The organism is Aminobacterium colombiense DSM 12261 (assembly GCF_000025885.1).
Classification (GTDB): Bacteria; Synergistota; Synergistia; order Synergistales; family Aminobacteriaceae; genus Aminobacterium; species Aminobacterium colombiense.
The window spans coordinates 779,143-792,274 of record NC_014011.1 but is presented as its reverse complement, the minus strand read 5'-3'; the positions used below and the strand labels follow the sequence as shown (position 1 = coordinate 792,274).

Here is a 13,132-nt window from a genome sequence, read left to right as displayed (position 1 = left end):
CTATTCTATCTGTTTCGAATACTGTTAAGAATAATACGCTGCTCTACTCCTGCTACGAGCTTTCTCGTATAGGCTACAGTATCAGGATTGACACTCATGCTGTCTATTCCTTCTCTTACAAGGAACTCGGCAAAATCCGGATAGAGAGATGGCCCTTGTCCACAGATGGAGCATGTTTTCCCATGCTTATGCGCCGCTTGGATCAATGTGCGAATAGCACGCTGCACTGCAATGTTCCTTTCATCAAAGTATCCCATGTTGTTCAATATGCCTGAATCTCTGTCAACTCCCATTACGAGCTGTGTCAGGTCGTTACTTCCAATGCTGAAACCATCAACCATCTGGGCAAATTCCTCCGCAGCAAACACAACTGACGGAACTTCTGCCATGATCCAGATTTTAAACGAAGAACTCCTCTCCAAACCTTCGGAACAAAGGATATTCATGACACTTTCAAGCTCCCATGTAGTTCGAACGAAAGGAAGCATCATCCAGACGTTTATGAGGCCGTACTCTTCCCTGACTTTGCGCATTGCCTGACATTCAAGTCTGAACCCCGCTTCATATTCAGAGGAAATGTACCGAGAAACACCACGCCAGCCAATCATTGGGTTGTTCTCTACAGGCTCAACTTCTTCCCCGCCTTTAAGCCCTCTGAACTCATTTGTTCTGAAATCACTCATGCGCACTACGACTGGACGGGGGTAAATAGCCTGGGCCACTGTGGTTATTCCCTCAGACATTTTATCTACAAGAAGCTTTCCCTGCCCTGTCTTAACAAGATACATAGGATGTATACCAACCATATTGGTAAATATAAATTCCGTACGCATTAACCCTATCCCATCAAAGGGGAGGTTCTTATATCTGTCAATTATAGAAGGCTCGCCCAGATTCATGTAAATTTTTGTTCCTGTAATAGGCGCTAACTGATGTACGAGCTCTTCTATCGGAAGAGCTTGAGCACCTGGTGAAACTAGAGTAGCTTTTTCCGCTTCTTTCTTTTCGGGTACAACGTTACCTTCAAAGACAACGCCACGAGTAGCATCAACTGTAACAAGCACCCCTTCTGCAAGTACTGCCGTCCCGTTTTTCGAACCTACTATACAGGGAATGCCCAGTTCTCTTGAAACGATGGCGGCATGGCACGTTCGTCCACCTTCGTCGGTCACGACGGCTGCAGCTTTTCGCATAGCAGGAACCATGTCAGGATTAGTCATCCCCGTTACAAGGATGTCGCCATCTTTTACCCTCGCTATCTCATTTATATCCTCGATAACGATAACTTTTCCAACTGCGGTCCCTGGAGATGCCGCCAGACCTCTTGCCAAAACATTCAACTTTGTTTCTTTTGGGGTTGTGTTCTGATCCACAGAACTCTCTCCTTTAGCTAAAGTTGTAATAGGACGGGCCTGCAGAATATATAGTTCCTTTGTATCTTGGTCGAGAGCCCACTCTATATCCTGAGGAGCGTTATAAAGGGACTCTATTGTTTTTCCAGCTTTGCCAAGGGTTATTATTTCCATATCTGTAAGGCACTGCATCTTTACCTTATCCGGCCCAAGAAAATCTTTAACCGCAACTTTTGCAGTGCCTATATCTCCATCTTTTTCGACGATCATGGTGTTCTTTTCAGATATTGTTTTCTCCACTACATCGAGATGATCTTTCTCCAGTATAAATTCATCTGGAGTAACAACTCCAGAGACAACAGCTTCTCCGAGTCCCCAACTTGCGTTGATCATAATTTGATTGAGGTCATTGGAAACAGGATTAGCTGTAAATAGAACACCAGACTTCTCGCTTCTAACCATTTTTTGTACTACAGCGCTCAAGGCTACTTCAAAGTGATTGAAGTCCTGTTTTTCCCGATAATAGGTCGCTCGAGCTGTCCAAAGGGAGGCCCAGCATTTCTGAACATGTTTTAAAACTTCTTCTGCTCCTCGAATATGAAGGTAGGTATCCTGCTGTCCCGCAAAAGAAGCATCTGGCAAATCTTCAGCTGTCGCAGAACTTCGGACTGCAACCTGTACATTTTCCAATCCAGTTTTTTGGGCAAGCTGAGCATAGGCTTTTTTTACTTCTTTTTCAATTTCTTTGGGAAAGGGCGCTTCCATAATAAGCTTTCTGATCTCTCCGCATTTTTCAGAAAGGTCATCTGTGTTTTCAAAATCAATGTTGCGAATTATGTTCTCTATGGATGCATTGAGGCCAGAAATTCTGATAAAATCCCTGTAAGCTCCAGCAATTACACAAAACCCCGGAGGGACAGCAACCCCATTCTGAGTCAATTCACCGAGATTTGCTCCCTTTCCTCCTACAAGTGGTATGTCGTTGCGATTAACTTCCGAAAACCACCTGATATACTTATATGTTCCCATCTTACTGCCTCCTCGTTAATTAATGAAGCCCAGCGCAGCCTGAGCAGCTGCCAGTCTTGCCACTGGTATCCTGAAGGGCGAACAGCTGACATAGTTAAGGCCGATAATATGACAAAAGGCAATACTTTCTGGATTACCGCCATGTTCGCCACAAATGCCCAAAGACATGTTTTGTCGTGTTTCTCTCGCTTTTTTAACGCAAAGACGCATCATCTCTCCAACGCCTTCTCGATCAAGGGTATGAAAGGGATTCTCCTGCAATATGCCTTTCTGTAAATAGGCCCGTAGGAACTTGGACTCCGCATCATCCCTTGAATACGCAAAAACCGCTTGTGTCAAATCATTCGTTCCAAAACTAAAAAAATCTGCAACTTTCGCTATTTTATCAGCAACCAATACTGAATGGGGAACTTCTATCATGCTTCCTACTTTGTAGTCAACAATTATCCCTGTACTCTTATAGTACTCTTCGGCAATTCTGTCTACCATTTCGCGGAATATTTCCATTTCTTCAGAGAGACCGACAAGAGGTATCATTATTTCTGGGAAAACAGCTTTTCTTTCTCCTAGAACTAAAAGAGCTGCTTCAAAAATAGCGCGAATCTGTGCTTCATAAATTTCAGGATGCAAGATACCAAGCCGACACCCTCTGAATCCCATCATAGGATTGATTTCTTTAAGCATCTCAATTTTTTTGAGCACTGCTTCCATTTCTAAAATTTTTTTCTTCTGTGCTGGGGATTCCTTTTCCCTTTGCATCTCGAACAACTGCTGTCGTATAACATTTTCTTTTGGGAGAAATTCATGGAGAGGCGGGTCTAACAGGCGAATGATAACAGGGCAGCCGCTCATCTCCCTAAAAATATCAGCAAAATCATTTTTCTGCATTTCCTTTAAAAGTTCAAGGTCTTTAAGGCGACTTTCTTTATCCGGAGCCATTATCATATGCTCCATAACAGGAAGTCGATCCTGGGCCATAAACATGTGCTCCGTCCGACACAAACCAATTCCCTTAGCACCAAACTCCCTCGCTCTTCGGGCATCTTCGGGAGTATCAGCATTCGCCCATACCTCTAAAGAGGCCGCCTCGTCTGCCCATTGAAGAAAAACGGAGAGCTCTTTGGTAATTTTTGCGTCTACAAGGGGGGCTTCTCCTGCATAAACTCTACCATTGCTTCCATCTACTGTAATAATATCCCCCTCTTTGAGGATCAGGCTTTCTCCGTAAAGAACCTTTTCATCCACATCAATGAAAAGCTCTTCGCAACCGCTTACGCAAGGTTTACCCATACCTCTGGCAACAACAGCAGCATGGCTTGTCATTCCGCCACGACTTGTTACCACACCTTCCGCGACAGCCAATCCATGAATATCATCTGGACTCGTTTCAGGGCGTACAAGAATAACATTCTTTCCCTCATCATTCCACTGTACTGCTGCCTCTGGAGAAAACACTATCATGCCTGAACATGCTCCTGGTGACGCTGGCAACCCCTCTGCTACAAGAGGCACATCCACCTGGCTGCCTATCTGTTTGTGAAGAAGAAGTTCTGCTTCCCTTGGCGTAACTCTAGTTAAAGCTTCACTTTTACCTATAAGGTTTTCCTGAACCATATCATGAGCAATCCTCACTGCTGCTTCTGCTGATCGTTTACCACTTCTTGTTTGAAGAATGTAGAGCTTACGGTTTTCAATAGTAAACTCTACATCCTGCATATCCTTATAAAACCTTTCTAAAGACCCTGTGATATCAACCAGCTGATTAAACATGTCAGCCATCATATAGCGCAATTCTGATATGGGGATAGGGGTTCGTACTCCCGCAACTACATCTTCTCCCTGAGCATTAATGAGAAATTCCCCATAAAGGTCTGCAGAACCATCGGAAGGGTTTCGTGTAAAACATACACCTGTGCCGCACTGCTCGTTAAGATTTCCAAAAACCATTGAGACTATACTAACAGCAGTCCCTAAATTATGTGGAATACTATGAAGATTGCGATATGTAATAGCTCTTGGGTTGTTCCAGCTCTTAAAAACAGCGGCAAGAGCCATTTTTAACTGCTTCCATGGGTCATATGGGAAAGAAGAATGAGTGTGGGATTCATAAATGTGAAGGTAGGCCGCAACAATTTCTTCAAGGATCTGGGCAGGAATTTGATAATCATATAGTAAATTATTTTTTTTCTTGGCTTCATCGAGAACTTTTTCAAAAAGATCAGGACTCAAACCAGCAACAACTTCACCGAACATTTGAATCAGTCGCCTGTAGCTATCGAGAGCAAATCTTCTGTTTTGAGAGGCTTCTGCCATATACTCCAACGTATCCCGATTGAGTCCAAGGTTGAGTACGGAGTCCATCATGCCTGGCATAGAAACTGGGGCACCAGACCTCACCGAAACCAGAAGGGGAGTGGGGCCACTGCCCCATTTTTTGCCCGTTTTAGCCTCCATTCTGAGAATTGCTTTCTGTATATCCGGCCAAATTTTGTCCACTAAAAAACTTTCCCCTTCTAAAAATTCTACACAGGCTTTAGTTGTCACAATGAATCCGGGAGGGACAGGCATTCCATTCTGTACCATTTGAGAAAGATTGGCCCCTTTACTGCCAAGAAGGTCCTTCATTGTGGCGTTTCCTTCTTCAAAATCATAAACATACTTGTTGAGTACTTTATCTCTCATAGCATTACTCACCTCCTCGTCTAAATATTGGAGGGATCTAATGTCTGATGTAAGCTAATATCTCTTGTGCGGTCTCTTCAAGGGCACGATCCGTAACGTCAAAAACTCTTACGCCGAGTGCTTTCATGATTGAATCTGCATACGCCAGTTCCTCATAAACCTTGGCTATCTGAGCGTAGTCGGAACCTTCTGAATCAAGACCTAACATAACGAGCCTTTTAAGACGGATATCTATGAGAGCCTTTGGATCTATAGTTAAACCTATGATCCGAGAAGAATCCACTTCAAATAATTCTTCAGGGGGAGCAAGATCAGGGATCAAAGGAATGTTCGCTGTTTTAATGCCCTTATGGGCAAGATACATTGAAAGAGGGGTTTTACACGTTCTTGAAACTCCAATAATAATAAGATCAGCTTCAGGAAGAAGATGGGTGTTGCTGCCATCATCACAGCTGATGGTAAACTCAACCGCTTTGACCCGTTTAAAATACTCTTCGTCCATAACATGGGAAAGCCCTGGCTTCTCAAGAGGCTCTTTATCCAGAATATCAGAAAGAGTGTTGAGCAGCGGTCCAAAAACATCTATAACATCAACGTTCAAGGAGTCGCTATTTTCAATGACCCAATGGCGCACAATCTTATCTACAAATGTACAAATGACAATGGCGTGTTTAGAAGATGCAATCTCCAGCATTTCCCTTGCCTTATCTATATTGTTAATGTAGCGAAAACGGCGTAATTTTACACTCTGGGGGTCAAATTGACTTGATGCAGCCCGTGCCACGCTTTCCGCCGTTTCTCCGGTAAAATCGGAAACCACAAAAACTTCAACCTGTTTTTTCATGTCGTGCATATATTCTACCCCCGAAGAAGATCCATTATTTCCTGTGCGTTCTCTTCTACTGCCCGACCCGTTACATCATAGATGCGACAGCCAAGCTGCGACATTATATTACTGGCGTACTCTAATTCTCGTCTGACTCTCTCCCTGTTAGCATAGGCTGAAGCTGCCGGATCAAGCCCTAGAAGCTTCAGCCTTTCCTCTCGTATTTGTATTAACTTTAAAGGATCTATAACTAAGCCAATGAGTCGCTCTTTGGGAACGGAGAAAACCTCTTGGGGAGGATCTACTTCTGGTATTAGCGGAATATTGGCCACTTTGAATCCCCGATTCGCAATATACATTGAAAGAGGCGTTTTCCCCGTTCGGGAAACTCCCAATATAACAAGATCCGCTATGGGAAGAGCCGGTGGGTTTCGTCCATCATCACACTGTATAGCAAATTCAACAGCCTTAACCCGCCTGAAATACTCTTCATCCATACGGCGATTCAGTCCCGGCGATTCCAAGGGGTCCTCCCCCAGCCTCAACTCGAGAAGTTCTAATAGGGAACCAAGAAGATCCACAAAAGGTATCCCCAATTTCTGAGCTCTTAGGGCCATTGACCGCCTTAAATTCCTATTCACCAGAGTACACACAACAACAGGGCGGGCAAGCGCCGCCTGTTGTAAAATGTCCTTCACCTTTTCTTCTGAGTCTACATAGCGAAATCGGGTAACCTGACTAAAGGAAGACTCGAACTGACTCATAGCTGAGTGAGAAACATGTTCCGCTGTTTCTCCTGTAGAGTCTGAAACTATAAACAATGACAGAGAGCTCATTTTCCCCCTCCTAGTTCTTCAGGACACCCAGATCTCCAACTTCTTTGAAAATACTATTACAGCGAGAAAGTAAGGCTAATCTATTCTGCCTGATGTCAAGGTCGTTATCCATAATCATAACATCGTCAAAGAAAGCCGTGATACGTGGAGAAAGCCTCGATAGTAGAACCATCAGTTCGTCCCAATCATATCTTTCCAAAGCATCCTCTACTAATGGTGTCATTTCATTCATTTCTATAAACAGCTCATTTTCCACATTTTTCTGAAAAAGCTCCTGGGCGATATCTTTGGAGTACTCTTCTGCCTTTGATAAGATATTTCTAACCCGTACCGCTGCTGTAACAAGGTCCACAAACCATTCTTCATTCTTCACCTTATTAACAACATTTAAAAAGTGAAGGGCCTGGAAAGGTTTGCGTCCAACAACTGAAATAGCCAACGTCACAAGATCGTGCTCATAGCCCTTTTCTTTTAGTTGTACATGAAGCCGCTGTTCAAAAAAACTCCTGGATTGCTCTAGTATCTTTTCAGGCACCTCGAAATTTTGTCCTGCTTGAGAGATAAGATCCGCAATATCTACATCCAGATCGACTCCCCAGATAATCTCGTTAATACATCGTGCTGCCCGTCTGAGAGCATAGGGATCTTGGGAACCTGTGGGCTGAAGACCTACCTTGTGGCAATTTACAATAACAAAAATTCGTTCTGCTATGCCAAGTATTGCTCCTATGATATCTGATGGGACAGTGTCGCCAGCGGACTTTGGGAGATATTGTTCATAAATAGCTTTTGCGACTCTTTCCGGCTCCCCATTACGAAGGGCATATTCACGCCCCATAATTCCCTGAAGTTCTGGGAACTCATACACCATATTGGTCAACAAATCGCATTTTGAGAGTAAGGCAGCTCTGTCTACAAGTTTAGCCTCATCTAAAAACCCAAGTTTTTCACAAAGATATTTCGCCAGTTTCTGGGTTGCTTTGATTTTATCGTAAAGGGACCCTAGTTTTTCCTGGTAAACAATGCTCTTTAACCCCTCTATACATCCCGCAAGAGGTTTTTTCAGATCTTCCGCCCAGAAAAATGCGGCGTCTTCGAGCCTTGCCCGCAATACCCGTTCATTTCCTTCACGCACTACCCCCATATTCGTAGCCCTGTTATTACTTACCCCTACAAAGAAAGGCATAAGTTTGCCGTTTTCACTTCGTACAGGAAAGTATTTTTGATGTTTTTTCATACTTATCGTCAATACTTCCTCTGGTATATCGAGAAATTTCTTGTCAAAAGAACCATAAAAGGGAATCGGAAACTCTACAAGATACAGGTTTTCATCAACGAGCTCAGGGTCAAGTTCTACTTTGCCCCCAATTTCTTTCTCGAGGGCGGTTATGCCCGAAATCATTTTTTGTTTTCGTTTTTCCTGATCGAGGATAACATAATTATCGTATAGCTTTTCCATAAATTCTGACGCATCGGCAACATCAATGCTCCTGGATCCCATAAAGCGATGGCCCCTAGTTGTTCGGCCACTTTCTATGCCGCCATAAGTAAAGGGAACTATTTCTTTATCGAGAAGGGCAACGATCCAACGAATAGGTCTGGCAAATTTTATTGTCGGATCAAGCCAATACATATTCTTAGGAAAAACAATCTGGCCCATAATATTAGTTAGTATTTGAGGAAGCAAATTTTGAACAGGGTTCCCCTGTTCAGAAATGACTGCGAAGGCATAACGCACCCCATCTACTTCCTTATGGGTTAATTCTTCGTAGTTAACCCCCTTGCTCTTAGCAAATCCTATGGCAGCTTTAGTTGGGTTTCCATTGGCGTCAAAGGCTGACTCCCATGTCGGCCCCTTATAGGTCATTATTTTATCTTCCTGGTTTTCCTGAACATCCCTAATAGTAAGAGCTATGCGGCGAGGAGTTCCATATGCCCCTATCCGTCCATGCTTAATGCGGGCTGTTTCAAATTCTTTTTCAGCGTAACTTACGATGGTTTCTAATGCGTCAGGAAGAAAGCGTGATGGAATTTCTTCAGTTCCTATTTCAAGTAAAAGATTTTTATATGCCATGACTCTTCACCTCTTCCATGGTCTAGCGAGAAAATTTATTCATAAAAGGATAGTTCATCTCTTTGCGGCTTCCCGCATATCTTTCACAGCAAAGACTCGCAAGGGCCCGAATACGGGAGATGTAGCCTGTTCGTTCCGTTACACTAATAGCATTCCTTGCATCCAGAAGATTGAAAGTGTGGGAACACTTCAGTACATAATCATAAGCAGGAAGTACATACCCTTCAGCAAGGATATGATTCGCCTCCGCTTCATACATGGTAAAAAGTTTAAAAAGCATATCCGTGTCTGCTATTTCAAAATTATAGTGAGAAAACTCCACTTCATCCCAATGGTGAATATCTCCGTATGTTACATTATCAACCCAGGCAAGATCATATACATTCTCCACTTTCTGTACGAACATGGCTATACGCTCAATGCCATAGGTCAGCTCCGCAGGAACCAGAGCCATATCTACACCACCAACCTGCTGAAAATAGGTAAACTGAGTCACTTCCATTCCATCAAGCCAAACTTCCCAGCCCAGCCCCCAGGCCCCTACGGTTGGAGATTCCCAATCGTCTTCAACAAAACGGATATCATGTTCTTGGGGCTCTATGCCTAGGGCACCAAGGCTGGCAAGATAGATCTCCTGAATGTTTTCAGGCGCTGGTTGAACAATAACCTGATACTGATAATAATGCTGCAACCTATTGGGATTTTCACCGTAACGTCCGTCTGTAGGTCTTCTAGAAGGCTCAACGTATGCAACTTTCCATGGTTCGGGGCCAAGTACCCGTAGAGCAGTTGCGGGATTCATAGTTCCAGCCCCAACTTCTATGTCATATGGTTGTTGTATAACACATCCCTGTTCAGCCCAAAAACGTTCGAGACGGAAAATAATTTCTTGAAAGTTCACATAAAAAACCTCCCTCGCGATAAAACCTTTTATCTTTGTAGGATTGTCTATTTTTAACAACTTCTGTCAAGAATCATCTTTAAACGTCCAATCTGCGTTTTCCAGAAAGCTTTCTCTGTACCATCTGAAGGAGCTCCTTGAGAAGAAAAAGAAATAAGATTTCGGCGGGGCAGCATGGCCGCCGCCTGAAGAAGTCTCAGCTCTTTCGAAGCAATCATTGAACTGCCCCCGTTTGAACTACAGTTTTGGCAAAGAAACCCTGAATCAGACCAATAAACAGCGTCTTTTAAAGCAACTCCACACTGTTCACATTTTGATAGATCAGGAGCCTCTCCACGTATATAAAGCCACCTCCACAGCAGCCGCCAAGAAAGAAATAGTGGATTGGCACCCTCGCACAAAGAACGCATAGTCCAATACAAAAGAATCAAAACATCATCTTCAGCCACGCCGGAACAGGTGTAGCGAGAAACCATTCTATTCCATTCCAAAGCTGAATGAAGCTTTTCAGGATCAAGGCGTAACGTCCACATGTCATCTTTCACATCTATGGTCTTTAAATAAAGATGTTTAGGCCCTTTATAAAGATTAAATGACCCCCATGTCAATGGTTCTGTCGCGCCACCAAACCGACCCCTTCCACGAGCGGACCCTGGTGCCTGGACCCATACGGGGCCAACTCCTTTGAGGAAAAGGTGTAGGGAGATATCGCCTTCTGCGCTAATCCTACGACGCAGCACCACTCCAGAACTGCGAAAAAGTCCTTGGGTTAAAAAATCCACAGCAACGTATCACCTTTCTATATACCCCATTCTCCAAAGCTCACCTTCAGATTTACGCCAAGCTGGCCTAACCTTTATCCAAAGGTCAAGAAAAACCCTATGACCCGTCATTGTTTCTATATCAGAACGGGCTAAGCTTCCAATTTTTTTTATTTTACTCCCCTTTTTCCCTATAAGGATAGTCTTCTGCCCTTCTCTTTCTACAACAAGATTGGCACGAATATAAAGAACGTCCCTTTCTGGATATTCGTCTGGACTTTTGTATTCTTCCACTTCTACAGCAACACTATGAGGGACCTCTTCATGGGTAAGCAGCAATACCTTTTCCCGTATAATCTCACCCGCTAAAAAACGTTCCGGACGGTCAGTAAGAATTTCTTCATCGTACCATGGGAACCCGGCCGGGAGTTTATCTTTAAGAATTTGTACAAGTTTGTCTATATTGTAACCTTTCTTAGCTGAAACACCTAAGGCACCAACTATAGGCAACTTTTCTTTAAAAAGAGACGCTACGGCCATAAGTCTTCTTTCACTTTGCTGGACCTGGTCTATTTTATTAACTACAAGGAAAATTGGGGTGGAAACTTCTTGGAGTATCTCGATGATCCTATCGTCTTCCGGCGAAATTGAGATGTCATCAACTTCTACCACATACAGGATAAGGTCTGCATTTTCTAGGGAACGAACGGCAGCCTTTACAAGGGCTTCGCCCAGCTTGTGACGAGGCCTATGGATCCCTGGAGTATCTGTAAAAACTATCTGCATTTCAGGCTCATTATATATGCCATGAATAGCATTTCTCGTCGTCTGCGGTTTCTCCGAGACAATAGACACCTTGTAAGCAAGAATATTGTTAAGCAACGATGATTTCCCTACATTGGGGCGCCCGACAATGGGCACCACTCCAAACTTAAAGTTCATTGCAGCTTCTCTCATTCGTCCTTCATGCCCTCTCTGCTAAAAGGATATGGGAGAAGATTTCGCAGCAACATCGTCTCTGCTTTATTATTTTCCTTTTCAAAAACAAGGATCATATCCGGATTAAATTCCCACATAACCTGCAAACACGCCCCACAGGGATAGCAGGGGGTACCTATTTTCCCCACAATGGCGATGGCCTGGGGATCCTTTTTCCCCAAAGCTACCATCTGAGCTATTACATTCCGCTCGGCACAAAGGGCCATACCATAAGATGCGTTTTCTACATTGCAACCTTTGATAACCTCATTATTTCCAAGAAGTAGAGCCGCCCCCACAGGGAAATGGGAATAAGGGCTATATGAATAATATTGAGCCTCTCTTGCCTCTTTAAGCAGTCTAAGAGGCGAAATTGCGCTGAAAGCCCACTTAGGGCTCTTGTCTTCAGTCTTCTTCATTTTCTTCGTCCTTTAATAGCACTTCGTGAAACCTCAAAAGCTTTATCCTGTGATCTTCCACATCAAGAACTTCTATTTCCCATTTTCCATATTGAAGAAGTGCCCCTTTTTCAGGGAATCCCCCTGTTAATGAGAGAACCAGACCTCCCACACTTTCTGCATCTTCTGATTCAAAAGGATAGGCAAGGGTTTCACTTAAGTCTTCCAGGCTCACATTGGCCTGTACAAGATAATTCCCACCCGTTTCTTTGAGAACCGGCGCTGTTTCAAAATCGTACTCATCTTGAATTTCTCCAACTATCTCTTCAAGCAGGTCTTCAAGAGTAACAAGTCCAGCCGTTCCGCCATATTCGTCAACTACGATAGCCATATGTACCCTTCTATTTTTCATTATGTTAAAAACATCAACGATTTTCATAGTTTCCGGAACAAAAAGAGCATCTCTTTTCAGTTTTGATACAGGCTCGTCAATCTTTCCAGAAAAGAGATAGGGGATGGCATCTTTCGCATAAAGAATCCCTACAATATCATCCAGGCTCTCATCGAAGACAGGAATTCTTGAATGTCCATACTCCTGAAAAATAGCCACTGAATCTCCGATGCTTGCATCGTTTGCTATAGCGTTTATATCAGTTCTAGGAACCATAATCTCGTAAACACGAGTTTCTTCAAAAGAGATGATTCCATGGATCATCTTTCGCTCCACTGCCTCAAGGACACCTGAAGCTTCTCCTATATTCACCATTTGCTCTATTTCTTCCCTTGTCACAAAGGTATGCTGCATGCGGAGATCTACACCGAAAAGAAGACCAAGCACCCGCACAAGTCGGTTCATAATCCAGATGAAGGGAGAGAAAACCACTCCAAGCAACCTAAGGATGGGAAGAGTAAAGATCAATATAGCCTCTGATTTTATGATAGCAATGCTTTTAGGTAAAACCTCGCCGAAGATAACAATGACAACGGTCATTATTATAACGGCCCAGAGCACTCCTCTATGGCCAAAAAGAAGAATCGCCAGGGAAGTGGCAACAGCGCTGGCCGCAATATTAACAAGATTATTTGAAACAAGAGTAATCGTGAGAGCACGTTGGACATCTCCTACAAGCCACTGAAAAAAACGGCGCTGATATGGGTGGCGTTCTTGAAGCGCTAGCAGTTTACCTCTCCCTGCTGCGGTTATAGCCGTTTCTGCGCTGCTAAAGAATGCGGAACAAATTATAAGGAAGAGGAGAAAGATCAAAGCTTTAATAGCAGATGCAGGAATATCCACT

Annotated in this window: 10 protein-coding genes; all 10 read right to left on the bottom strand. The window is 43.6% G+C overall.

Going from position 1 to position 13,132, the window contains the following annotated elements; genetic code table 11:
• Positions 1-5 precede the first annotated feature (5 nt).
• The 10 genes from ppsA to AMICO_RS03805 are packed head-to-tail and all read right to left on the bottom strand — an operon-like array spanning position 6 to position 13,131.
• Positions 6-2,381, bottom strand: coding sequence for a phosphoenolpyruvate synthase (ppsA, locus tag AMICO_RS03850; protein ID WP_013048163.1), 2,376 nt, complete (start codon positions 2,379-2,381; stop codon positions 6-8).
• A 15-nt stretch (positions 2,382-2,396) separates the two neighbouring features.
• Positions 2,397-5,063: a pyruvate, phosphate dikinase gene (gene ppdK / locus AMICO_RS03845; RefSeq protein WP_013048162.1), complete on the bottom strand. Its 2,667-nt coding sequence runs from the start codon at positions 5,061-5,063 to the stop codon at positions 2,397-2,399.
• Between the two features lie 37 nt (positions 5,064-5,100).
• On the bottom strand, positions 5,101-5,916 hold the full coding sequence (locus AMICO_RS03840) for a pyruvate, water dikinase regulatory protein (protein WP_013048161.1): 816 nt from the start codon (positions 5,914-5,916) through the stop codon (positions 5,101-5,103).
• Between the two features lie 5 nt (positions 5,917-5,921).
• Entirely contained in the window at positions 5,922-6,725 is an 804-nt protein-coding gene (locus AMICO_RS03835; protein ID WP_013048160.1) for a pyruvate, water dikinase regulatory protein, read from the bottom strand.
• 10 nt (positions 6,726-6,735) lie between these two features.
• The gene (gene glyS, locus AMICO_RS03830; protein WP_013048159.1) at positions 6,736-8,799 is read right to left on the bottom strand and encodes a glycine--tRNA ligase subunit beta; all 2,064 of its coding nucleotides are present in this window, start codon (positions 8,797-8,799) and stop codon (positions 6,736-6,738) included.
• 22 nt (positions 8,800-8,821) lie between these two features.
• On the bottom strand, positions 8,822-9,700 hold the full coding sequence (locus AMICO_RS03825; RefSeq protein ID WP_013048158.1) for a glycine--tRNA ligase subunit alpha: 879 nt from the start codon (positions 9,698-9,700) through the stop codon (positions 8,822-8,824).
• A gap of 53 nt (positions 9,701-9,753) precedes the next feature.
• Positions 9,754-10,482: a DNA repair protein RecO gene (recO, locus tag AMICO_RS03820; protein ID WP_013048157.1), complete on the bottom strand. Its 729-nt coding sequence runs from the start codon at positions 10,480-10,482 to the stop codon at positions 9,754-9,756.
• A gap of 9 nt (positions 10,483-10,491) precedes the next feature.
• Entirely contained in the window at positions 10,492-11,418 is a 927-nt protein-coding gene (gene era, locus AMICO_RS03815; protein ID WP_013048156.1) for a GTPase Era, read from the bottom strand.
• A complete protein-coding gene (locus AMICO_RS03810; protein ID WP_013048155.1) occupies positions 11,415-11,858 on the bottom strand; it encodes a cytidine deaminase in 444 nt (147 codons plus the stop codon). The genes era and AMICO_RS03810 overlap by 4 nt, the downstream gene beginning before the upstream one ends.
• Positions 11,845-13,131: a hemolysin family protein gene (locus AMICO_RS03805; RefSeq protein ID WP_013048154.1), complete on the bottom strand. Its 1,287-nt coding sequence runs from the start codon at positions 13,129-13,131 to the stop codon at positions 11,845-11,847. The genes AMICO_RS03810 and AMICO_RS03805 overlap by 14 nt, the downstream gene beginning before the upstream one ends.
• Position 13,132 lies beyond the last annotated feature (1 nt).